Genomic DNA, 22,230 nt, shown 5'->3' with positions numbered 1-22,230 from the left:
GGCATGACGCGCTGGGACGCCGCTGACATTCCCGATCAAGCCGGTCGGACGTTCGTCGTGACGGGGGCCAACAGTGGGCTCGGGGCGGTTACCGCTCGGGCGTTGGGGGCGGCGGGGGCGCGGGTGGTGCTGGCCTGCCGCAATGTGGAGAAGGGGCGGCGGGTGGCGGACGAGATCGGGGAGCGGGCGCTGGTGCGGGAGCTGGATCTCGCCGACCTGTCCTCGGTGCGCGAATTCGCCGAGCACACAGAGCCTTTCGATGTGCTGATCAATAACGCGGGCGTGATGGCGGTGCCGGAGGGGCGCACCGCCGACGGTTTCGAGAAGCAGGTGGGCACCAACCACCTCGGCCACTTCGCGCTCACCGGCCTGCTCCTGGACCGCGTCGCCGACCGGGTGGTGACGGTGTCCAGCGGCGCGCACGCCATCGGCCGCATCGACCTCGACGACCTGAACTGGGAGCGCCGCAGGTACCAGCGCTGGGGCGCGTACGGCCAGGCCAAGCTGGCGAACCTGATGTTCGCCTACGAGCTTCAGCGCAAGCTCACCGCGGCCGGTTCGCCGGTGGTGTCGGTGGCCGCGCATCCCGGCTACGCGGCGACCGAATTGCAGTCGCACACCGAGTCTTTCCTCGATCCGATCATGTCGCTCGGCAACCGGCTGTTCGCGCAGAGCCCCGAGATGGGCGCGCTCCCACAGCTTTTCGCCGCCACTGCCGAGGTCGAGCCCGGCGCGTTCTACGGCCCCACCGGGCTGGCGGGCATGCGCGGCTACCCGGGCCGCTCCGGTTCCACCAAGCAGTCGCGCGACGAGGCGGTCGCGCGCGGGCTGTGGGAGCTGTCGGAGAAGCTCACCGGGGTCACGTACTCGTTCCGCTGAGCGCTGTCACACTTCCGGGCCCACGCGTCGTCTTCCCGGTAGCGGCCGCCCCCGAGCGGCCGACCGGAACGAAGGAGTACGCCATGGAACCCCGATTCGACCTCTTCGGCAACCAAATCGCGATGAAGGTCATCCAGCGCCTCGGCAATACGGGCGAGTGCTGCGCCAGACCGAGCTGTCGCACGCCACGCAGGAACTGGTGAAGCTGCGCGCCAGCCAGATCAACGGTTGCGGCATGTGCACCGACATGCACGCCAAGGACGCGCTCGCCGCGGGCGAGGATCAGGTGCGGCTGAACCTGGTCGCGGCCTGGCGCGAGGCGACGGTGTTCACCGAGGCCGAGCGCGCGGCACTGGCGCTCACCGAGGAGGGCACCCGCCTGGCCGACGCGCACGTCGGCGTCTCCGAGCGCACCTGGGAGCTGGTCACCAAGCACTACGACGACGACCAGATCGCCGCGCTGATCTCGCTCATCGCGATCATCAACGCCTACAACCGGTTGAACGTGATCGCGGGCACACCGGCGGGCAGCTACACCCCTGGCCAGTTCGACTGACGGTGTGAGCTGCGTCGCGAAGCGGGGTGTGGAGTTGGCGTGCGCGCCACTTCGGCGTACTCGGCTGGTACAGTCGCCGTCGTGCAGCACGCATATTTTTGGTTTAGCAAGCCGGCCCTGGGTGGGTCGGTCTGCGGCAACCACATGCGCTGACTTCCTTCCACCCCGAGCCGGATACGGACCGGCTCGTCGGGTGTTCGAAATCCGTGGGTCGGCCTGAACGAAAAGGAACCCACCGAAATGACAACCGCAGCCGACGTCGACGCGCGGCATTCCGACCTCGACGACCAGCGCACCCTGTCCGTGAGCCCGCTGCGCTCACCGGCCGAGGTGCGCCTGGTGCACCCGATCACCGACCCGCTCGCCGACACCGTGCGCGCCGGCCGCAAGGCGACCGTCGACGTACTCAACGGTGACGACGACCGCCTCATGGTGATCGTCGGCCCGTGCTCCGTGCACGACCCCGCGGCCGCGCTGGACTACGCGCGCCGCCTCGCCGCCAAGGCCGCCGAGGTGAACGACCGGCTGCACGTGGTGATGCGCGTCTACTTCGAGAAGCCGCGCACCAGCCTGGGCTGGAAGGGCCTGATCAACGACCCGCACCTGGACGGCTCGTTCGACGTGAACACCGGCCTCGGCATCGGCCGCAAGGTCCTGGTCGACATCACCGCCCTCGGTCTGCCGGTGGCGTGCGAATTCCTCGACCCGATCACCCCGCAGTACATCGCCGACCTCGTCTCCTACGGCGCGATCGGCGCGCGCACCGCGGCCAGCCAGGTGCACCGTCAGCTCAGCAGCGCGCTGTCCATGCCGGTCGGCATCAAGAACGGCACCGACGGCGACGTGCAGGTCGCGGTCGACGGCGTGCGCGCCGCCGCCGCCAGCCACGTGTTCCCCGGCACCGATCTGGACGGGCGCGCCGCCCTCATCCGCACCAGCGGCAACCCCGACTGCCACGTCATCCTGCGCGGCGGCACCAACGGCACCAACTACGACGCGGCCTCGGTCGCCGAGGCGTGCCTGCGCCTGGAGAAGGCCGCGCTGCCGCAGCGCGTGGTCGTCGACGCCAGCCACGGCAACAGCAACAAGGACCACAACCGCCAGGTCGACGTCGTCACCGATATCGCCGAGCGCCTCGCCGCCGGTGAGAACGGCGTGGTCGGCGTGATGCTGGAGAGCTTCCTCGTCGCGGGCCGCCAGGACCTGACGCTGGGGCGTTCGGAGGATCTGGCCTACGGGCAGTCGATCACCGACGCGTGCCTGGACTGGGAGACCACGGCCGCGCAGCTGGATCGCCTCGCGGACGCTGTCGGTCGGCGCCGAAACATCTGAGCTGTGTTTTTTGGCGCGCCGGGGCGCGCGGGTTCGCGGCCCTTGATGTCTCGCAACTCAGCGCTCGAGACTTGCGCTGCGCGCGTGCGCTTCGAGCGCTGAGTTGCGAGACGGCCGCGAACGGTCTGTCGTCGGGCTCCCTCCCCGAGATGGCTGGGAGGGTGGGGATGTTGCGTTGTCTGCTGAGGGTCGGGCGAGCGGGGCGCCGCGCCGGGTGGTGCTGAGTGGGTGAGGCCAGGGTGGGCGAGCCTGCTGTGTCGAGCCGTTGCGCGCGGAGGTTGGGGCGCAGGCGGCTTCACGCTCGCGTGGCCGAGACGCACAGCAGGTCGCCCGATTGGCGGAGGCGGGGCAGGAAGCCGGCGGTGGTGAGGTGGGCTTCGAGTTTGCCCGGTGGGGGTTTGGGGGAGGTGGCGGGGTCGGTGGGGTCGCCGTAGCCGTAGCAGAGGTGGAGGGTGCCCGCGGGGGTGAGCAGGGCGGCGAGGGTGGCCAGTTCGGTGACGGGGCGCTTGGTCCAGAAGACGTTGACGTTGACGGCGAGGATCTTGTCGAAGCGGTCGATGCCGAACTCGGCGCGCAGGCGGGCGGGCAGCGACGAGTCGAGGTCGGCGTGCAGCAGGCCGATGCGTCCGGCCTCGAGCTGCGGCGCGAGGCGGGCGGCGGCGCGGGTGACGGCGGTGGCGGAGCGATCGACGCCGATCACCTTGCCCTCGGGCACCCGCTCGGCGAGCAGTCCCGGCGACGGGCTGGAACCGGGACCGATCTCGAGCACCTGGTCGGACGGGCGCAGGTCCATGGTGTCGGCGAACCAGCCGAACCGCGCGTCACCCACGGGTGCACCCCGCGGCGGGGTTCCGGATCTCCATGCCCCATCGTGGCACGGGCGGCGTCCGGGCCGTGATCGAACGACCGTAGAATCTGCCCGATGGTTGCCGCTCTCCTCGCAGACCTGTTCGAATCGCATCGGGCGCCCCTGCTTTCCGTCGCCTACCGGCTCACCGGAGGCGTCGTCGACGCCGAGGACGCGGTGGGGGAGACCTGGTTGCGGCTCACCGGCACCCACCAGTCCGAGATCGACGAGCTGCGGCCCTGGCTCATCGCCATGGTGGGCCGAATCTGCTTGGACCACATGCGCGGTGCGCCCGCGCGCCGGGAAACCTATGTGGGGCAGTGGCTGCCGGAACCGGTCGTCACCAAACCGGCCGCGTCCGGCGTGTCTGATCCGCTGGAAACCGTTGTGCGACAACCGGAATGCCGCATGGCGATGATGGTGGCGCTGGACGCGCTCACGCCGGAACGGCGGCTGGCGCTCGTGCTGCACGAGGCCGGGCCGTCGTTCGAGGAAATCGCCGACATTCTGGAAGTGCCCGTGGCCCAGGCGCGAAGCGCGGCGGAACAGGGGCGCGAGACCGTGCGGGACGTGCCCGCTCCGGTCTCCGACACCGAGCACGACGCGGCGGTGCGGAAGTTGCTGGCGGCGCTGGAATCCGGCGACGAGGCGGCGGTGGTCGCGGCGCTGCACCCCGACGCCGTACTGATGGGCGACGCGAACGGCACCACGCCCACGGTCACCGTGGTCGGCGGGGCGGAGCGGATCGCCCGCGAAATGCTGGCGCTGGTGCGCCGATACGGAATCGGCGCGTCCTGCGACGCCGCGACCCGCTACGAACTCGCCACGGTGAACGGGCGCACGGGTGTGGTGATGAATCTGGATTCCGCTACCGACGAACAGGATTGGCATCCGGCGCGGGTGGTCGGCTTCACCGTGCGCGACGGAGTGATCTGGGGCGCTTACGATCACGCGAACCCGGCCAAACTGACCGGCGTGCGCCTGGGCTGAGCCGCCGTGGCCGGGCCCTCATCGCCCGGCCCCGGCGGCCGAGGGTCACGGCGTGGTCGACCCGGTGAACCAGTCGCCCGTCGAGGAACCGGTGCCACCGTTGCCGGTGGTGGAGCCGGTGAACCAGTCACCGGTGGAGGAACCGGTGAACCAGTCGCCGGTGCCCGCGATCAGATCGTGCGCGACGTTGCGCACCAGACCGAGCACCGTTCCGGCGACCTCCGACGCGGCCGGATTCAGTACGAGGTCGAGATACGAGGCCATGAGCGCCCCTTTCCGAATGCCACCGCCCGGGGGCGGTGGTTTGTGAGATGGAACACGGCGAGGCTAGCGGCCGGTGGGAGAACGCACAACCATGCAGGTAAAGGGCGTAAAAGAAAAGTGAAACATAGCTGTTCGCTATCTATCGGCAACAATGGCGACCGCTCCGCTACTCTCCGTGTATGTCCGTTCCACCCCAGACCGTCGCTCGCCTGCGCCCCTTCGCCTCGACGATCTTCGCCGAGATGACCGAACTGGCCGTCCGCCACGACGCGGTCAACCTGGGCCAGGGCTTCCCCGATACCGACGGCCCGGCGGGCATGCTCGAGATCGCGCGCCAGGCGATCGCCGACGGCGTCAACCAGTACCCGCCCGGCCGCGGTATGCCCGTGCTGCGCCGCGCCATCGCCGACGATCGCGCCCGCCGCTACGGCACCGCCTACGACCCCGACGCCGAAGTGCTGGTCACCGTCGGCGCCACCGAGGCCATCAGCGCCGCGCTGCTCGGCCTGGTCGAGCCCGGCGCGGAGGTGGTGCTCATCGAGCCCTATTACGACTCCTACGCCGCGGCCGTGGCGCTGGCGGGCGCGACGCGGCGCACCGCGCGACTGGTGGCCGAGGGCGACCGCTTCGTGCTCGATCTCGACAGCCTGCGCGCCGCCGTCACGCCGCGCACCCGGATGCTGGTGGTCAACTCGCCGCACAACCCCACCGGCACGGTCCTGGACCGCGCCGATCTCACCGCCATCGCCGAGATCGCTTGTGAGCACGACCTTCTCGTGCTCACCGACGAGGTGTACGAGCATCTGGTGTACGACGGACGCGAACATGTCAGCCTGGCGACGCTGCCCGGGATGGCCGAGCGCACCGTGGTGGTGTCCAGCGCCGCCAAGACCTTCAGCGTGACCGGCTGGAAGATCGGCTGGGCGTGCGGCCCCGCGCCGCTCGTCGACGGTGTGCTCGCCGCCAAGCAGTTCATGTCCTTCGTGGGCGGCGGCCCGTTCCAGCCCGCCGTCGCGCACGCGCTGAACAACGAACTCGGCTGGGTGGCCGGCATGCGGGATACCTTGTCGGACCGCCGGGTTCGCCTCGCGTCGGCGCTGGCCGACACCGGCTTCGGCGTGAAGGAAAGCGGCGGAGGGTATTTCGTGTGCGCCGACATCACGCCGATGGGCGCCACCGACGGTCTCGAGTTCTGCCGCGCGCTCCCCGGGACCCTCGGCGTGGCCGCGGTCCCGGTGAGCGTCTTCGCCGACGACAAGCCGTCGTGGAATCGCCTGGTGCGCTTCACCTTCTGCAAGCGCGACGAGACGCTGGACGAGGGCGTGCGCAGGTTGCGCGCCGGCGTGCGGGTGGGCTGAGCCCGATCGTCAGCCCACCGGGTCGGCCAGCCGCAGCGATTCCACCAGCCCCGCGTACAGCTCATCCGTGGCCAGCAAGGTCCCGTGGTCGCCGCGGGCCCGCACCCGGCCGCCCTCCATGACCAGGATCGTGTCGGCGTCGACCACGGTGGAGAGCCGGTGCGCGATCGTCACGACCGCGCCGCGCTCGGCCATCTCCCGGATGCACTCGTGCACGGTGGCCTCGGTGAGCCCGTCCAGCTGGGCGGTCGCCTCGTCCAGCAGCAGCACCTCGGGCTCGCGCAGCAGGGCGCGGGCCAGCGCGATCCGCTGGCGTTCGCCGCCCGACACGGTGGTCGGGGAGAGCGGCTCGTCGAGGGAACCGACGCGGTCGGACAGGTGGACGGTGTCGAGCACCCGCCGGACCTCGGCCTCGGTGGCGTCGGGGCGGGCGTAGCGGATGTTGTCGCCGATGGTGCCGGGCACCACCGGGGTGTCCTGTTCGACATAGGCCAGGCGCTCCCGGATCTCGCGGTGCGTGTACTCCCGGTAGGGGCGGCCGTCGAGCAGTAGTTCGCCATCCTGCGGTTCCAGGAAGCGCAGGATCAGCGAGAGCACCGTCGTCTTGCCCGCCCCCGACGGGCCGACGATCGCGGTGTGGCCGTGGCGCGGGATGACCAGATCGAGATCGCGCACGGCCGGCGGCAGATCCGGACCGTAGCCCGCGGTGACGTCGCGCAATTCCAGCACCGGCCCGCCGTTGGGTCCGGCCGGTCCGCGCGGCGCTGTCGCCGTGCGGGGCTCGACCGGCATCGACTCGACCTCGCGGATGCGTTCGGCCGCCGCGATCCCGGCCTGGAGGGCGGTCACGTTCTGGGTGAGTTCGCTGATCGGGCCCATCAACCCGAACGCGTACAGCAGGAACGCGATGAGCGTGGACACGACCATCGCGTCCTGCGACACCCGCCAGGCGCCGACCGCGAGGATCGCGATGATCGCCAGCTGCACGCCGGTCCATGCGATCGACCAGGCCATCGCCTCGCGCCGCACGGCGATCACGCTGTGGCGGGCCGATTCCCGCGCGTCGACCATGATCTGCTCGGCCTGCCGGTCCTCCGCCCCGCTCACCTTCACCGTGCGCAACGCGCGCAGCGCGCCCTCCAGCGTGCCGCCGACGCGCCCCACGAACTCCTGGGCGCGGGTCTGGGCCTTCGCGATCGAGGGCATGAGCGTGGAGAACAGGATCGCGACGATCACCACGGCCAGCACCGTGGTGCCGAACAGCATGAGGTCCAGCACCGCCATCAAGGTCAGCGAGCCGATCAGCATCACCGAACCGTTGATCAGGCCGATCACCGAGGACGTCGCGGCCTCGCGCAGCAGCACGGTGTCGGAGGTGACGCGGGTGACCATCTCGCCGGCGGGGCGGCGGGTCGCGGCGGGCACGGTGGCGGTGAGGAAGCGGCGCACCATGCGCTCACGCGCGCCGAGCACGACCCGTTCACCGAGGGTGCCCAGCAGCGTCCACTGCCAGTAGCTGAACACGATGCCGACGACCGTCAGCGCGAGCAAGGCCAGCACCGGCCCGCCCAGTCCGCCGCCCTCGCTCAGCGAATCCAGGATCCACTTGGTGACCAGCGGCGTCGCCAGTCCCATCGCCGATCCGGCGAGCGCGAGGACCAGGCCGAGCGCGAGCGTGCCCGGGTAGGGCCGCGCGAACGACCAGAGCAGCCGCAGCCTGGGGAACTTCGCGTTCGGTTCGGGAACGTTCATGTCCGCAAGTGGAACATATTTGTTCCGTTATGGTCAATTCCTTTCCTTATGGGTATAGGAGTTACCATGCGACCTATGACGGTCAGCACTCCCGCGCGGGAACGCACCCGGCGCGCGATCATGGACGCCGCCGTGCGGGTGCTGGCGCGCGACCCGTCCGGCTCGCTGGGGGACGTGGCGACCGAGGCGGGCGTCGGGCGCACCACTGTGCACCGCTACTTCCCGGAGCGCACGGACTTGATCAACGCCATCGCCGTCGACACCCGCGACAAGCTCACGGCGGCGCAGCAGCGGGCCCGGCTCGACGAGGGCTCCGCGCTGGACGCGCTGGAGCGGCTGTGCGTGGAACTGTTCGATCTGGCGGCGCAACAGATGCTGCTCACGCTCGACGATCCGGTGTTCGCGGAGGCGTCCTGGGAGGACGGCCCGTGCGAGGGGCAGATTCGCCGGACCATCGAAAGGGGTAGGGACGCGGGCGAATTGGACGCCGAACTCGACCCGCGCTGGGTGGAGAACATGATCTGGTCGTTCGCCTACGTGGCCTGGATGTCGGTCAACGACGACACCGGGATGTCGCGGCACCTGACGCTGCGCAACTGCCTGCGCACGCTGCGCAAAGCACTCGCGCCATAAAACCTGACCGGCGTTGTCAGGTTTGGCTGTGACGATCGGTGCCATGACGACTAGTTACTACACCGCGACCAGCCTCGACGGATACCTCGCCGACACGGACAACTCGCTGGACTGGTTGTTCGCCGTGGCCGATGAGGAGGAGGCGACCAGCGACGTGGACGACTTCTACGCCGGGATCGGAGCCCTGTGCATGGGCGCGACGACCTACGAGTGGATCGCGGCCAACAATCCGGCCGGGTACTGGGCCGAGAACTACGGTGACCGCCCATGCTGGGTGTTCACCCACCGGAACCTGCCCGAAATCCCCGGCGCCACCCTGCGTTTCGTGTCGGGTGCGGTGGAGCCGGTGCACCAGGAGATGGTCGAGGCGGCCGGGGAGCGCGATATCTGGGTGATGGGCGGCGGTGATCTGGCGGGCCAGTTCGCCGATGCGGGACTGCTCGACGAGGTGATCGTGGGGATCACGCCGGTGACGCTGGGCGGCGGCGCGCCGCTGTTGCCGCGGCGCATCCTGTCGGATCGGATGCGGCTGGTGTCGGTGGAGCGGATGGGGCAGTTCGCGAAGCTCGGCTACCGATTGGACGGCGCCGCAACCTGATTCAGGTCGCGCCCGAGTACAGGAAGCCGCCGAGCCCGACGGTGAAGGCGAGGCAGCCGTAGAGGGCGTGCTCGACGGTGACCACGAGAATCGAACCGGTGCGCCGGTAGCGGTGGGCGAAGAGCAGGCCGCCGATCAGGGTGAGCGCCACGGCGATCCAGTTGCCGAAGATGATGTGCGCGAACCCGAACGCCACGGCGCTCGCCGCGATCATCGCCCACCCGCTACCGAAAACCGGTGCGTACCTGTGGAATACGAAGGTTCGGTAGATCAGCTCCTGGGGATAGACCGAGAGCAGCGGGTAGAACACCATCACCATCGCCCACACCGCGGGCTCGGTGCGCGGCAGGTCGAACAGCCGCTCCGGGCTGAACACCGCCAGCACCACACCGCTGGCGACCGTCGCCGCCACCCACAGCCCGAGCATCGACGGCAACTCCGCCCGCAGGGTGCGCAGCTGCTCCCGGACGCTCGCCCTCGGCACTCCCTCGCGCCCGCGCAGCCAGAAGTGCGCGCCGACGGCCAGCAGCACCAGCAGCGGGATCGGGCTGCCGGGACTGCCGATCGCCGCGTACGCCCCGACCAGGACGAAGAACAGCACCCCGAACTCGATCCCGAGTCGCGTCGCGCGCCGCTCCCGGCTTACAGTCCCGTCCCGCGGCGCCTCGGTGGCCGTCACCTCCCCGAGGCTACGGACCTCGGCCGTACTCGGCCACCCGTATCGCCGCGCGAGACCCCTGCGCCCTGTCAGGATCGATCCATGACGACCGTCTACTACACCGCCGCCAGCCTCGACGGGTTCCTCATCGGCGAGGACGGCTCCCTGGACTGGCTGGCCGGCGTCGAATCGATCGAGGAGGACGACGGGTTCTTCGACGGCATCGGCGCGATGTGCATGGGCGCGAACACCTACGAGTGGATCCGGGCCAACGAACCGCCCGAGTCGTGGCACGAGATGCACGGCGACCTCCCGTGCTGGGTGTTCACCCACCGCGATCTGCCGCGATTCCCGGGGCCAATCTGCGGTTCGTCTCCGGAGATGTCGCGCCGGTCCACCGCGAAATGCGCGCGGCCGCAGGGGGTCGCACGGTGTGGATCGGCGGGGGCGGCGATCTGGCGGGACAGTTCGCCGACGCGGGATCGCTCGACGAGGTGATCGTCGGCGTCGCGCCGGTGACGCTCGGTGCGGGTGCGCCGCTGCTGCCGCGCCGTCTGCTCTCGGATCGGTTGCGGCTGGTCGATGTCGAAAAGGCCGGGCAGTTCGCGAGACTCACGTATCGGCTGGGGTGAGCGGCGCTATTCGCCGGTCAGCCGCTGGCGCAGGGCGGCCGCCCGCAGCGTGAGGTGGTTGCGTTCGGGGACGTTGAGGGCCTCGGCGGCGGCTTTCGCGTAGAGGTCGGCCGCCTCGGCGAGGTCGCCCGCCCGTTCGTGCAGGTAGGCGGCGGAGGCGGTGTAGCGGGGCAGCGTGGGGTCGAGTTCGGCGAGTGCTGTGAGCCCGGCGCGCGGCCCGTCCGCCTCCCCGACGGCGACCGCGCGGTTGAGCCGCACGATGGGGCTGTCGGTGAGGGCGACCAATTCGTCGTACCACTCGACGATCTGCACCCAGTCGGTCTCCTCGGCCGTCTGCGCGTCGGCGTGCAGGGCGGCGATCGCCGCCTGGGCCTGGAACTCGCCGAGCCGGTCGCGGGCCAGCGCGGCTTGGAGCACGACCACGCCCTCGGCGATGAGATCGCGCCGCCAGCGGGTGCGGTCCTGTTCGGCCAGCGGCACCAGACTGCCGTCGGTGCGGGTGCGGGCCGGGCGGCGGGCGTGGTGCAGCAGGAACAGGGCGAGCAGGCCCGCCACCTCGGGGTCGCCGGTGGTGGCGGCCAGCTGCCTGGCCAGGCGGATCGCCTCGGCGGCGAGGTCGACGTCGCCGCTGTAGCCCTCGTTGAACACCAGGTACAGCACGCGGAGCACGGTGCGCAGGTCGCCGGGCCGATCCAGCCGGACGGTGCTCACCGTGCGCTTGGCCCGGCTGATCCGCTGCGCCATCGTCGATTCCGGCACGAGATACGCCTGCGCGATCTGGCGAGTGGTGAGCCCGCCGACGGCCCGCAGCGTCAGCGCGACGGCCGAGGCCGGGGTGAGGCTCGGGTGCGCGCACAGGAAGTAGAGCTGGAGGGTTTCGTCCACGGACGCGGCCGGGCCGGGCGGCGGCTCGTCCGACACGCGGAGTTCGCGGTGGCGGCGCGCCGCGTCGGCGCGCGCCAAGTCGAGGAAGCGCCGCCACGCGGTGGTGATCAGCCAGCCCTTGGGGTCGGCGGGGCGGTCGGTCCGCCAGGTCTCGACGGCTTTGAGCAGCGCGTCCTGGACGGCGTCCTCGGCGGTCGCGAAATCCGCCCCGCGGTGGACGAGGGCCGCCAGAACACCGGGGATCAGGTCCCGCAGCTCGTCCACCGCGTCGGCGGAAGTCATTCGCCGCCGGTCGCTTTCGTCGACATGAACGGGCGCACCTCGAGCCATTCGTGGATCGGTTCCCCGCCCGCGCCGGGGGCCGCCGACAGTTCGCCCGCCAGCTCGATCGCGCGCTCGTGCGAGTCGACGTCGATGATCATCCAGCCCGCGATCAGGTCCTTCGTCTCGGCGAACGGGCCGTCGGTGACGGGCGGCTTGCCCTCCCCGTCGGAGCGAACCCACTCGCCCTGCGCGGACAGCGCCTGACTGTCGACGAATTCGCCCGTGTCGCGCAAGTGATCGGCGAAATCGCTCATGTACTGCAGGTGGGCTTCGATCTCGGCGGGCGTCCAGCGGTCCATCGGCACGTCGTTCACCGAAGCCGGGGCGCCGCGATAGTGCTTGAGGAGCAGGTACTTGGCCATGGGATTCTCCCTTTCGGTTTCGGTGACCCCGGTGGGTCACTCACCACTGGGACGGAGCCGTCACGACGTTCTCGACATCCGCTGGCGAACTTTCTCGAGATTTTTCCCGGGCGTGGCTACCCGGGCAGTTCGGCGTCGAAACGGGCGCGCGCGTGCTCGACGTCGGGCAGGGTGACGGTGGCCCAGTGCAGCAGGGCGTCGATGAGGCCCTGTAACGACCGGCCGACCTCCGTGATGCGGTACTCGACGGCCACCGGCCTGGTATGGGTGACGACGCGCGCCACCATGCCGTTGCGTTCCAGGCGGCGCAGCGCGGTGGTCAGCGATTTCTGCGTGACCAGCGGGATCGCGCGGCGGAGTTCGTTGAAGCGCAGCGGCTGCGCGCAGAGGGCGTCGAGCACCTGCAGCGACCACTTGTCGAGCACCTGGTCCAGCAGTTCGCGGTGCTGCGCGGTGAGCGCGGTATCCGTCATGACACCTAGTCTCGTTGAAGTTCCCTTCGAGTACCAGATATACCTCGGATACCTACTTCCGGCGAAGGGAAATCCCATGGCAGTGCGACTCAGCACCCCCGAAGGCATGTTCACTCCCGTTCCGTACCACCACGTTTCGGTGAGTACGGGCACTCGGCACGTGCACGTCGCGGGACAGATCGCGCGCGATGCCGACGGCAACCCGGTCGCGCCCGGCGACCTCGCCGGGCAACTCGCCCAGGCGTTGCGCAACACCGCGCGCGGCCTCGCCGGCGCCGGCGCGACCTTCGCCGACGTGGTGCGCCTGCGCTTCTACGTCACCCACTGGACGCCGGACAAGTACCCGGCCTTCCTCGAAGGTATCGACCGCGTCGCCACCGAACTCGCCCTCCCCCAACCCCTCCCACCCCTGTCGGCCATCGGCGTCGACTACCTCTTCGAACCGGACGTGCTCGTGGAAGTGGAGGCCTACGCCATCCTCGACTGAGGGGGACGGTCGCGAGGCTCTCCGTCCCGACCGCCGCTAACCGCGCGCATCCGGACCCTTTGGAGTCGCGACGCCGCGCTGGGCATCGAGCCCCGCGCGGAAATTCGGATGAGCCTGTACGAAAGCGAATCGTTCATCGTAGATCGGCCGGATTGTCACCGGCTCGGAACTTCTCTTGACAAGCCACATCCACACGCACAAGCCAATGGGAACCGTGCCGGGGAAAAATGCCAACAGCAATGGCCGGATCACAGTGCCGAGCACTATTCCGGACCACCCCAGGACGATCACGATCGTCAAGGCGATCAGATTCGCTGCCATCACACCCAGAAGAAGATTGGCGACTAGGCGGTGCGACCGACCGGATTGCCGGCAACGCTCACAAACCGGCCACTTCCCCACGACGATGGTCGACACGGGTGATATTCGGGACGGTTCGATCCCCGAGGGGCGATGAAATCTGGGATGTTGCTTGGTGTCATAGAACAACACTCGGATCGGCGTGCGTGATATCGCAGGCCGCCCATGATTGCTACAGATGTCCGGAAGCTCCTCGGCGATCTCCAGCTCGAGCGGCTCCACACTTCGCGGCGGCCCATTGTGATACAGCAGGGTGGTGGACGAAAGCGGTTCGCGGCAGCGGCGCAATTGCACGGTGGCGTCGCCCTCGGCGGTCCAAGGCCGCTGGTAGGTCATCGGCGGATAGAGATGCTTCTCATCCATTTTATTCCAGCCAACCTCTTGCGCGCCGGTCTTGAAAGTAGCGATCGTCGTCGTCCGGCTCTTCTGGAACTACAATTCGTTCCCGATCAGGTCTGCGGGTACCGGGGATGGTGTTCTGCGGCTTGAAAGGCTCACTCGCAAGTGAATCCCCTCCTATGGAAATCGTTGATGCGTCGGACGCCGCATCCGGAACTTCTCTCTTGGTTTTCGAGTCCGTCTCGATGTCTTGTCCGGCGGCAATAGTCGAATTGCTATCGCTATCGAAACGGTCGGCTCGATAGCGCGCAAGTATATCCTCGCCCAATTCGGCCAGTTGTTCTATTTCCTCGCGTGTCTTGTTTGCCGCGTTCTCGCGAATGGCCGGTTCATAGGCATCGCTCAGTCGCATCATTGCTTCGCCTCGGGCGAACTCTCGCAGGCTTTGTCGGCCGTTTGCGACTTCGTTGATCTGATTCTGAAGGTCTTTGTCCGAGATGTCGTCGGCTATAATCTTCAGAACCTTGGAAAGGTGGCGTGACATGCCGATATCGCCATTCGCCAGATCGAGCATCGGCTCGTGGTCGGGGTTCACTATGATACTCCGGGGTGATCGTACGACGACGCGGGAAGTGCTGGAATTTCAGAAGCCTCCGTTGCCGCACTGACTCCGGCTGCGATAACGCCGGTGAGAGCCTCGGCGGCGTTGACGAGATGACCGATCGAGCTGAGTATACTGGCGATCTTCGACGTCATTATCAATACCAGGCCTGCTGCGATGGCCTGCAATCCGGCGGCTATTCCGGCGCCTACGCCGGTCGCGGCAGCCTTCGCCGCTGCGATCTGTGTCAAAAGCCATTGAAGAGCGCAGTCGCCGAGAGTTTGGACGGCATCAGCTATGCCGTTCGCCATGCCGTAAGCTGCAAGCGCGTAGGCCTTGATCTCGTCGGCTACCTTCGTCATAGGATCGATTTGGTTGTCGATGGCAGTAGTCAACGCGGAGAAATAGGAGCGCGCGCTCTCGGCTGCGTTGCCCTGCCATGATTTCTCGACGTTGAGCATAGCGGCATCGATCGACTCGCGATACGCGCGGTTGTACTCGGTCAGGTTGCGTATTGCATCGGCGGATTTCTGGAGGGTGGACCAGTCTCCGGAAAAATTGTTGGTTATCGTACTGATTGTATTGAAGCCACCGCCCGACACGAATGGCGATGTGGCCATCGCGATCAGGTTGTTCAGGTGGTATGTGAGACTGAGCCCGTTTCCGCTGATTATCAATTCGACATAGTCGTGAATGGGGTCCGATATATCGGGTGTAGCAAGCTTGTCGATCGGATCACTCGTCACTTCCCGAGCTCCTCATAGTAGGAGTCCATGGTCTTGGATGTTTTTGAATCCTGTGTGCGGTAGAGTTTCCCGGCATTATTCAGCTCCGTGGATGAAGAATGGGTAACGCTGCCGAGTCGCTCATAGTTTGATTTCAGCTGGTTGCAGGCATCCTGCAGTTGATCGAGTACCGGCGAGAGGAGGATGCCTCCACTGCTCTGGACATCAAGCCATTCTTGGGCATATCGGACTGCTCGGGTGTTGTCTTCGGCGATCTTCCACAGCTCACGCGCTGCTGTTTCAATGTCGTCGGGATCTACCTTGAATTCCTGTGCCATGCTATCGTTTCGCCCCTGCTTGGTCGGTTGTTGTGCTTATGCGGTGATCGAATCTATTTCAGATCCACGGAGAGTTGATGTGACGATTTCCGCTGCTGCCGCGGAAACGGATTCAAGGTGTAGTTCCTCGTCGATAGCCTCTGCCCGGGGCATACCGACTTCTTTCACCCCCGGACCTCGCTCGACGATAGCGGCCTGGCCGACCTCGAGGCAATGTCGACGGAAGGGATGGTGTGATGAGTTTCCGGAGTTGGCGCTGAGACGTCGCCGGTAGGTCGGTGCCGCTGCGAGATTCAGGCGTCTGCGGTGTGCGGGCGGTCGTCTCAGTCCGGCTGGGGGTCGGGGCGGTGGCGGGGTTGGGGGGCGCGCCAGTTGTAGCGGCGGGCGAGGAGGCGGAAGGTGATGGCACCGGCGGCGGCGAGCAAGCCGGACCAGGCGCGGTAGGCGCCGAAGTGCAACAGGGTGGCGGTGGCGGCGGCGCCGAAGAGGGCGGGGACGGCGTAGAGCTCCTGGTCGGGGCGCAGGACGGCGGGCACTTCGCCGGCGAGCACGTCGCGGATGACGCCGCCGCCGATCGCGGTGACCATGCCCAGCAGGGCGGCCGTGGGCGCGCCGGTGCCGTGCGCGTAGGCGATGGCGGTGCCGGTGACGCAGAACAGGCCGAGGCCGATGGCGTCGAAGATCTCCAGCCCGCTGCGCGTCAGGCGGTGCGAAGGGTGCCGGAAGAAGATGGCGAAGGCGGTCAGCGCCGCCGCGCACAGGTAGGTGAGGTCGGTGAACGCGGCGGGCGGCGTCCGCCCGATCAACAGATCCCGGATCACACCGCCGCCGAGCGCGCACCCGCACGCCAGCACCGCCATCCCGAAGATGTCGAGATTCTTGCGCACCGCCAGCAGCGCCCCCGACGCCGCGAACGACACCACCCCCAGCAACTCCCCACCGCGCTGCGCGAAATCCACGGCGGACTGCCACTGCGCCAGCACCTGCGTCACGCCCACTCCCTTCACCGTCCTGCCAGCAGCGTCCCACGCGGTGACAAGCCACGGCGCACGCCGACCGCGAAGTGTCGCCGCGAGGGCTGGTATTCGGTCGAGTGCCCGAGTAGGTGCCGCATCCGGATGCAGTCGCTCGGGCGTAGTGGAATTACGCCGGGACGGGCCTGGTGCGGTCGGTCGCGACGGTGAGGGCGATGGCGCCGAGGGCGGTGCCGGTGACGAAGCGCTGGGTGCGCAGCCAGAGGGGGCGGGTGGCGAGGAAGGCGGCGATGGCGCCGGCGGCCAGGATGATCAGGCCGTTCACGGTGAGAGCCACGGTGATCTGGACCGCGCCGAGGTAGAGGCTCTGCAACCAGACCGCGCCGTGCTCGGGCGTGACGAACTGGGGGATGAGCGCGAGGTACATGATCGCGATCTTCGGGTTGAGCAGATTGGTGAGCAGGCCCATGGTGAACAGCCGCCGCGCCGGATCGGCGGGCAGCTCCGAGGGCGCGAACACCGACCCGCCCCCGGGCCGCACCGCCTGCCACGCCAGCCACAGCAGATAGGCCGCGCCGAGGAGCTTCACCGCCAGGTACAGCCCCGGCACCACCGCGAACACCGCCACGATCCCGGCCGTCGCCGCCGCCAGATACACCCCGAACCCGGCCGCCACCCCCGCCAAGGAGACCAGCCCGGCCCGCCGCCCCTGCGACACCGTGCGCGACACCAGATACATCATGTTCGGCCCCGGGGTGAGCACCATCCCCAGCGCCGCCGCCGCAACCCCCAGCACCGCAGTCGTCTCGATCATCCGTCGATCCTCCCCGGGCGCACCGGCGGTTGTCTCGGGCCAGTTCGAGGTCGCTGGCCTGCCGCGGTCCGCACCCCGGCCCGGCCGATCCGCCTGCGGCCCGACAGACGTCAGGACTGGAGGGCGACAGCGACCTTCGGCCGGGCGCTCCCGGAGTCGTGCCTGTCACACCACGGCCTGTGTTATCCGCCGACAGTCCCGCTCGGAACAATTCCGCCCCACCGAACGCTGTACATCCGAGCCCCGACGACCACATCCCGGCTCCCTGCGCGATGTCGGTACCGTCGGGAACAATGGCTCCGAAGCGGGTAACCCTGCTCCCGGCCCCCACAACACCAGCCGGGAACCCGACACACCCCACCCTCCCAGCCACGTCGGGGAGGGAGCCCGACGACCGACCGTTCGCGGCCGTCTCGCAACTCAGCGCTCGTAGCGCATGCGCGCAGCGCGCGTCTCGAGCGCTGAGTTGCGAGACATGAAGGGCCGCGAACACGCGCGCACCAGCGCGCCAACCAACACAGGAGGCCAGGTGACCGACGGTCCGCTGATCGTGCAGAGCGACAAGACGCTGCTGCTGGAGGTCGACCACGAGCTGGCCGACGCCGCCCGCCAGGCCATCGCGCCGTTCGCGGAGTTGGAGCGCGCACCCGAGCACGTGCACACCTACCGGGTGACGCCGCTGGCGCTGTGGAACGCGCGCGCCGCCGGGCACGACGCCGAGCAGGTGGTGGACGCGCTGGTGAGCTTCTCCCGCTACGCGGTGCCGCAGCCGCTGCTGGTCGACATCGTGGACACCATGGCCCGCTACGGCAGGCTCCAGCTGGTGAAGCATCCGGCGCACGGCCTCACGCTGGTGAGTCTGGACCGCGCGGTGCTGGAAGAAGTGTTGCGGCACAAGAAGATCGCGCCCATGCTCGGCGCGCGCATCGATGACGACACGGTGATCGTGCACGCCTCCGAGCGCGGCCGGGTGAAACAGATGCTGCTCAAGATCGGCTGGCCCGCCGAGGATCTCGCGGGGTACGTCGACGGCGAGGCGCATCCGATCGAGCTGGACTACACCGGCGGCCAGTGGCATCTGCGCGACTACCAGGAGATGGCGGCCGACTCGTTCTGGGCGGGTGGCTCCGGCGTGGTGGTGCTGCCGTGCGGCGCGGGCAAGACGATGGTGGGCGCGGCCGCGATGGCGAAGGCGAAGGCGACCACGCTGATCCTGGTGACGAACACGGTCGCGGGCAGGCAGTGGCGGCGCGAGTTGCTGGCCCGCACCTCGCTCACCGAGGACGAGATCGGCGAGTACTCCGGCGAGCGCAAGGAGATCCGCCCGGTCACCATCGCCACCTACCAGGTGATCACCCGCCGCACGAAGGGCGAGTACAAGCATCTGGAGTTGTTCGACAGCCGCGACTGGGGCCTGGTCATCTACGACGAGGTGCACCTGCTGCCCGCGCCGGTGTTCCGCATGACGGCCGATCTCCAGTCCCGCCGCAGGCTCGGCCTCACCGCGACGCTGGTGCGCGAGGACGGCCGCGAGGGCGACGTGTTCTCCCTCATCGGCCCCAAGCGCTACGACGCGCCGTGGAAGGACATCGAGGCGCAGGGCTGGATCGCGCCCGCCGACTGCGTGGAGGTGCGCGTCACCCTCACCGACGCCGAGCGCATGTCCTACGCCACCGCCGAACCGGAGGAGCGCTACAAGCTGTGCTCCACCGCGCGCACGAAAATCGCGGTGGTGGAGTCGATCCTGGCCAGGCACACCGATTCGCCGACGCTGGTGATCGGCGCGTATCTGGACCAGCTCGACGAACTCGGCGCGGCTCTGAACGCGCCCGTCATCCAAGGTTCGACGAAAACCAAAGAGCGCGAAGAACTTTTCGACGCGTTCCGGCGCGGCGAGATCCGGGTGCTGGTGGTGAGCAAGGTCGCGAACTTCTCCATCGACCTGCCCGAAGCCGCGGTGGCGGTGCAGGTGTCGGGCACGTTCGGGTCCCGGCAGGAGGAGGCGCAGCGCCTGGGCCGATTGCTGCGTCCGAAGCAGGACGGCGGGCAGGCGCACTTCTACTCGGTGGTCGCCCGCGACACTCTCGACGCCGAATACGCCGCGCACCGCCAGCGTTTTCTGGCCGAACAGGGGTACGCCTACCGCATCACCGACGCCGACGATCTGCTCGGCCCGGCCGTCGGATAAGCGGAGGCAAATCCTCCGCAACGTGTGCTAGGAAAGAAGACGTGCGACGCTTCGAATTCGCGGTGGACCCCGGGCACGCGCACGCGGTGAACGAAGTCTTCGCCGACCTGCGTCGCCTGTGGATCATGGCGATCGCGGCCGCCGCCGGAGCCTCGGCCGCCACGGCCTATCTGATCTGGCTGAACCACCCGTGGTCGTATCTGCTCGCCGTGGCCACCGCGCTCGGCGGGATGACCGCCGTGTGGGTGGCGTTCTGGGCGCGCCACCGATCGCGCGTCGACCGCCTCTACGCCGACGGCGAGCTGGTGCCCGCCGTGGTGTCGGAGGCCGACCGGCGCGGCATCGTGCTGATGGCGCTGGTCGATCTGTCGGTGCCCGAGGCCGCGTCGCGCCGGTACGCGCTGGTGGTGCGCGTGGCGCGGCATCTGCCCGGCCACCGCAGGCGCGCGGGGGAGCGGGTGCCCGCCGTCGCGATCCGCAACGATCGCACCGCGCGCCCGACCGGGGAGGGGTTGCGGTCGGTGAGCACCATGCCGATCGCCTGGGGCACCGCCGACGTCGGCGTCATCGAGCGGGCCTGCGCCGCCATCAGCGAGGCCGAATGGCGTTTGCTCACCGACAATCTCGCCCTCGCCGCGCAGGTCCGCCGCACCTCGGCCAAACGCCTGCTGCTCGACCCGAGGCAACTGCCCGACGACCTGCGGGATTGAGCCGCGAAATCGGTTGCGGCGCGGGCCTAGACTCGGGGAATGGTGCCCATGGCCAACCTCGTCGCGTTCACTGTCGCGGCCACCGTCATCGTCGTGATCCCCGGTCCCGGTGTGCTGTTCACCATCGGCCGCGCGCTGGCGCTGGGCAGGCGCGCCGCGCTCATCTCGGTGCTGGGGCACGCGGCGGGCGTGATGGCGTGCCTGGTGCTGGTCGCCGTCGGGCTCGGCACGCTGCTGGCGGCGTCGTCGGTCGCTCTCACGGTCGTGAAGTTCGCGGGCGCGCTGTATCTGATCTATCTGGGCGTCCAGGCCATCCGCGAACGCAAGTCGCTGCGCGAGGCACTGGGTGAGCCGGTCCGGGCGGGCGCCGAGCGGCGGGTGTTCCGGCAGAGCGTGATCGTGGGCGTGACGAATCCGAAGGCGATCGTGTTCTTCTCGGCGGTGCTCCCGCATTTCGTGGACCCCGCCGCGGGCGCGCTGCCGGTGCAGTTCCTGATCCTCGGCGCGGTGTTCCTGCTCATCGCGCTGGTCTCCGACAGCGCGTGGGCGCTGCTGGCCGCCTCGGCGCGCGGCTGGTTCGCGAAGTCGCCGCGCAGGCTGGAGGCGGTCGGCGGGGCGGGCGGGGCGATGATCGTCGGGCTCGGCGCGTCGGTGGCCGTCGGCGGCGCGACCGGTCACAACGGCTAGCATCCACCCGGCAGCGGAGTCGGGTGGTGAGAGGGGTCGGTCGCGTGAAATGGTCCGCAGCGGTGGGTGCGGTGGTGGCGGGCGTGCTGGTGGTCTGCGGAGCGGGCCCGGCGCACGGCGATCCACTGGCCGGCGCGCCGGGGGCCGGTGACCCCTACTACCCGCTGGACGGCAACGGCGGCTACGACGTGGGCCACTACGAGGTGACCATCGACTACGACCCGCCCACCCGCACGCTCACCGGCAGCACCCGCGTCGACGCGACCGCCACCCAAGGGCTGCGCGTGTTCAACCTCGACTACTCCGGGCCGCCGGTGCGCGCGGTCACGGTGAACGGCCTGCCCGCGGGTTTCGATCGCCACGGCGAACACGAACTCACCGTCACCCCGATGCTGCCGCTGCTGCCGGGCCTGGGCTTCACCGTCACGGTGGACTACGCGGGCGAGGCCGTGAACAGCGAGGGCGAGGGCTGGACCATCGCGCCCGACGGCGGCGCGTTCGCCGCTGGGGAACCGCATTCGGCCTCCACCTGGTACCCGCTCAACGACACCCCGCTGGACAAGGCGACTTTCACGCTGCACGCCACCGTGCCCGCGGACTACGACGTGGTGTCCAACGGCGTGCGCACCCGCAACGCGGTGGAGGGCGACAAGCGCACGGTCAGCTGGGAGGCGCGCCAGCCCGTGATCGGCTACCTCACCACCGTCGCCATCGACCGGTTCACCTTCCTCGAGCAGACCTGGGGCGGTGTGCCGCTGCTGAGCGCGTTCGCGCCCGGCGCGGAGGGCAATCGGGAGACCGAGCAGCGACTGCCGGAGATCCTGGACTTCGGCCGGGATCTGTTCGGCCCCTACCCGTTCGACGCGGCGGGCGGCATCTACGTGTCGGCGGACCTGAGCTTCTCGCTGGAGACCCAGACCCGCCCCATCTACGCGCCGTGGACCGATCTGCCGACCGTGGTGCACGAGATCGCGCACCAGTGGTGGGGCGATTCGGTGTCGGTGCGGCAGTGGTCCGACATCTGCCTGAACGAATGCTTCGCCAGCTACACCGCCGACTACCTGTGGCCGGAGCGCAAGGAGGGCGTCGACGTCGACGCGGAGTATCGCGAGACCATCGCCGAGTGGCGCGACGACGCCAGGTTCTGGGAGGTGCCGCTCGAGAATCCCGGCGCGGGAAAGGAATTCACCGCCGTCTACTACCGCGGCCCGCTGTTCCTGCACGCCCTGCGCAAGCAGATCGGCGACGAGGTGTTCTTCGGCGTGCTGCGGGAATTCCCGGCCGCGCACGCCTACGGCAACGCGTCCATGCCGGAGTTCCGCGAATTCGTGCAGCGCAAGTCGGGCACGGATCTGAGCGGTTTCTTCGACGCGTGGTTGAACCGCACCACCCCGCCGCCGGACGAATTCCTGTTCCCAGGGGACCTGCGTCCGTAAAGGCCCGTGGCGCATTGCCTTTTCGTGC

At 69.0% G+C, this 22,230-nt stretch carries 26 protein-coding genes and 1 pseudogene; 14 read left to right on the top strand and 13 right to left on the bottom strand.

The features are described 5' to 3' along the window. Window positions 1-3: 3 nt before the first annotated feature. The 3 genes and pseudogenes from OHB21_RS04325 to OHB21_RS04315 all read left to right on the top strand — a co-directional run bounded on the left by OHB21_RS04325 (window position 4) and on the right by OHB21_RS04315 (window position 2,767). Entirely contained in the window at window positions 4-879 is an 876-nt protein-coding gene (locus tag OHB21_RS04325; protein WP_067513014.1) for an oxidoreductase, read from the top strand. Window positions 880-962: 83 nt separating this feature from the next. Further along, a pseudogene (locus OHB21_RS04320) lies at window positions 963-1,435 on the top strand (carboxymuconolactone decarboxylase family protein). 240 nt (window positions 1,436-1,675) lie between these two features. Then, window positions 1,676-2,767, top strand: a complete 1,092-nt coding sequence (locus OHB21_RS04315; RefSeq protein WP_067513018.1) for a 3-deoxy-7-phosphoheptulonate synthase — start codon at window positions 1,676-1,678, stop codon at window positions 2,765-2,767. 295 nt (window positions 2,768-3,062) lie between these two features. Here OHB21_RS04315 and OHB21_RS04310 read toward each other — a convergent pair whose 3' ends face one another. Beyond that, a complete protein-coding gene (locus OHB21_RS04310; protein ID WP_084538063.1) occupies window positions 3,063-3,596 on the bottom strand; it encodes a class I SAM-dependent methyltransferase in 534 nt (177 codons plus the stop codon). A gap of 93 nt (window positions 3,597-3,689) precedes the next feature. Between OHB21_RS04310 and sigJ the strand changes: the two genes are divergently transcribed. Then, complete coding sequence (sigJ, locus tag OHB21_RS04305) at window positions 3,690-4,604, top strand: RNA polymerase sigma factor SigJ (protein WP_195125314.1); 915 nt, start codon at window positions 3,690-3,692, stop codon at window positions 4,602-4,604. 45 nt (window positions 4,605-4,649) lie between these two features. On the opposite strand, the gene OHB21_RS04300 is transcribed toward sigJ, so the two are convergent. Beyond that, window positions 4,650-4,868: a hypothetical protein gene (locus OHB21_RS04300; protein ID WP_067513021.1), complete on the bottom strand. Its 219-nt coding sequence runs from the start codon at window positions 4,866-4,868 to the stop codon at window positions 4,650-4,652. Window positions 4,869-5,047: 179 nt separating this feature from the next. On the opposite strand from OHB21_RS04300, the gene OHB21_RS04295 reads away from it, so the two are divergent. Beyond that, window positions 5,048-6,226, top strand: a complete 1,179-nt coding sequence (locus OHB21_RS04295) for a pyridoxal phosphate-dependent aminotransferase (protein WP_195125315.1) — start codon at window positions 5,048-5,050, stop codon at window positions 6,224-6,226. 9 nt (window positions 6,227-6,235) lie between these two features. Here OHB21_RS04295 and OHB21_RS04290 read toward each other — a convergent pair whose 3' ends face one another. Further along, the gene (locus tag OHB21_RS04290; RefSeq protein ID WP_067513025.1) at window positions 6,236-7,978 is read right to left on the bottom strand and encodes an ABC transporter ATP-binding protein; all 1,743 of its coding nucleotides are present in this window, start codon (window positions 7,976-7,978) and stop codon (window positions 6,236-6,238) included. Between the two features lie 75 nt (window positions 7,979-8,053). Between OHB21_RS04290 and OHB21_RS04285 the strand changes: the two genes are divergently transcribed. Next, on the top strand, window positions 8,054-8,611 hold the full coding sequence (locus tag OHB21_RS04285) for a TetR/AcrR family transcriptional regulator (RefSeq protein ID WP_228790246.1): 558 nt from the start codon (window positions 8,054-8,056) through the stop codon (window positions 8,609-8,611). Window positions 8,612-8,654: 43 nt separating this feature from the next. Then, window positions 8,655-9,209, top strand: coding sequence for a dihydrofolate reductase family protein (locus tag OHB21_RS04280; protein WP_067513029.1), 555 nt, complete (start codon window positions 8,655-8,657; stop codon window positions 9,207-9,209). Window position 9,210: 1 nt separating this feature from the next. On the opposite strand, the gene OHB21_RS04275 is transcribed toward OHB21_RS04280, so the two are convergent. Beyond that, window positions 9,211-9,888 (bottom strand): CPBP family intramembrane glutamic endopeptidase, encoded by a 678-nt coding sequence (locus OHB21_RS04275; RefSeq protein WP_324192028.1) that lies wholly within the window; start codon window positions 9,886-9,888, stop codon window positions 9,211-9,213. An 81-nt stretch (window positions 9,889-9,969) separates the two neighbouring features. On the opposite strand from OHB21_RS04275, the gene OHB21_RS04270 reads away from it, so the two are divergent. Continuing rightward, window positions 9,970-10,365 carry a dihydrofolate reductase family protein gene (locus OHB21_RS04270; RefSeq protein ID WP_324192036.1) on the top strand — a complete coding sequence of 132 codons (396 nt, stop codon included), beginning with the start codon at window positions 9,970-9,972 and terminating at the stop codon, window positions 10,363-10,365. Beyond that, window positions 10,272-10,499 (top strand): dihydrofolate reductase family protein, encoded by a 228-nt coding sequence (locus OHB21_RS04265; protein ID WP_324192027.1) that lies wholly within the window; start codon window positions 10,272-10,274, stop codon window positions 10,497-10,499. Before OHB21_RS04270 ends, OHB21_RS04265 begins: the two co-directional genes overlap by 94 nt. Window positions 10,500-10,505: 6 nt before the next feature. Here the strand turns inward: OHB21_RS04265 and OHB21_RS04260 are convergent, their stop codons facing one another. The 3 genes from OHB21_RS04260 to OHB21_RS04250 form a co-directional block, all read right to left on the bottom strand. Beyond that, a complete protein-coding gene (locus OHB21_RS04260; protein ID WP_195125316.1) occupies window positions 10,506-11,666 on the bottom strand; it encodes an RNA polymerase sigma factor in 1,161 nt (386 codons plus the stop codon). Beyond that, entirely contained in the window at window positions 11,663-12,070 is a 408-nt protein-coding gene (locus tag OHB21_RS04255; RefSeq protein WP_195125317.1) for a YciI family protein, read from the bottom strand. The genes OHB21_RS04260 and OHB21_RS04255 overlap by 4 nt, the downstream gene beginning before the upstream one ends. Before the next feature lie 116 nt (window positions 12,071-12,186). Further along, window positions 12,187-12,543 (bottom strand): winged helix-turn-helix transcriptional regulator, encoded by a 357-nt coding sequence (locus tag OHB21_RS04250; protein WP_067513039.1) that lies wholly within the window; start codon window positions 12,541-12,543, stop codon window positions 12,187-12,189. Between the two features lie 76 nt (window positions 12,544-12,619). Here OHB21_RS04250 and OHB21_RS04245 point away from each other — a divergent pair, with 76 nt between their 5' ends. Further along, window positions 12,620-13,030, top strand: coding sequence for a RidA family protein (locus OHB21_RS04245; protein WP_195125318.1), 411 nt, complete (start codon window positions 12,620-12,622; stop codon window positions 13,028-13,030). A gap of 36 nt (window positions 13,031-13,066) precedes the next feature. Here the strand turns inward: OHB21_RS04245 and OHB21_RS04240 are convergent, their stop codons facing one another. The 6 genes from OHB21_RS04240 to OHB21_RS04215 all read right to left on the bottom strand — a co-directional run bounded on the left by OHB21_RS04240 (window position 13,067) and on the right by OHB21_RS04215 (window position 17,181). Continuing rightward, a complete protein-coding gene (locus OHB21_RS04240; RefSeq protein ID WP_147265924.1) occupies window positions 13,067-13,753 on the bottom strand; it encodes a hypothetical protein in 687 nt (228 codons plus the stop codon). Window position 13,754: 1 nt separating this feature from the next. Then, window positions 13,755-14,324, bottom strand: coding sequence for a hypothetical protein (locus OHB21_RS04235; protein WP_195125319.1), 570 nt, complete (start codon window positions 14,322-14,324; stop codon window positions 13,755-13,757). After that, complete coding sequence (locus tag OHB21_RS04230; protein WP_195125320.1) at window positions 14,324-15,076, bottom strand: hypothetical protein; 753 nt, start codon at window positions 15,074-15,076, stop codon at window positions 14,324-14,326. Before OHB21_RS04230 ends, OHB21_RS04235 begins: the two co-directional genes overlap by 1 nt. Next, window positions 15,073-15,393 carry a type VII secretion target gene (locus OHB21_RS04225; RefSeq protein ID WP_084538064.1) on the bottom strand — a complete coding sequence of 107 codons (321 nt, stop codon included), beginning with the start codon at window positions 15,391-15,393 and terminating at the stop codon, window positions 15,073-15,075. The genes OHB21_RS04230 and OHB21_RS04225 overlap by 4 nt, the downstream gene beginning before the upstream one ends. Before the next feature lie 323 nt (window positions 15,394-15,716). Beyond that, complete coding sequence (locus tag OHB21_RS04220; protein ID WP_232331877.1) at window positions 15,717-16,385, bottom strand: trimeric intracellular cation channel family protein; 669 nt, start codon at window positions 16,383-16,385, stop codon at window positions 15,717-15,719. Window positions 16,386-16,536: 151 nt separating this feature from the next. Further along, window positions 16,537-17,181, bottom strand: coding sequence for a LysE family translocator (locus OHB21_RS04215; protein WP_067513045.1), 645 nt, complete (start codon window positions 17,179-17,181; stop codon window positions 16,537-16,539). Between the two features lie 529 nt (window positions 17,182-17,710). On the opposite strand from OHB21_RS04215, the gene OHB21_RS04210 reads away from it, so the two are divergent. The 4 genes from OHB21_RS04210 to OHB21_RS04195 are packed head-to-tail and all read left to right on the top strand — an operon-like array spanning window position 17,711 to window position 22,202. Continuing rightward, window positions 17,711-19,369, top strand: coding sequence for a DNA repair helicase XPB (locus OHB21_RS04210; RefSeq protein WP_067513085.1), 1,659 nt, complete (start codon window positions 17,711-17,713; stop codon window positions 19,367-19,369). Window positions 19,370-19,410: 41 nt separating this feature from the next. Further along, entirely contained in the window at window positions 19,411-20,079 is a 669-nt protein-coding gene (locus OHB21_RS04205) for a DUF3239 domain-containing protein (protein WP_084538066.1), read from the top strand. A gap of 39 nt (window positions 20,080-20,118) precedes the next feature. Continuing rightward, on the top strand, window positions 20,119-20,766 hold the full coding sequence (locus OHB21_RS04200; protein ID WP_195125321.1) for a LysE family translocator: 648 nt from the start codon (window positions 20,119-20,121) through the stop codon (window positions 20,764-20,766). A 44-nt stretch (window positions 20,767-20,810) separates the two neighbouring features. Next, window positions 20,811-22,202, top strand: a complete 1,392-nt coding sequence (locus OHB21_RS04195) for a M1 family metallopeptidase (RefSeq protein WP_195125322.1) — start codon at window positions 20,811-20,813, stop codon at window positions 22,200-22,202. The last annotated feature ends 28 nt before the right edge of the window (window positions 22,203-22,230 follow it).

Origin of the sequence: Nocardia puris (assembly GCF_036051655.1) — a bacterium.
GTDB classification, from domain to species: Bacteria; Actinomycetota; Actinomycetes; order Mycobacteriales; family Mycobacteriaceae; genus Nocardia; species Nocardia puris.
This window is presented reverse-complemented; position numbering and strand designations above follow the sequence as displayed.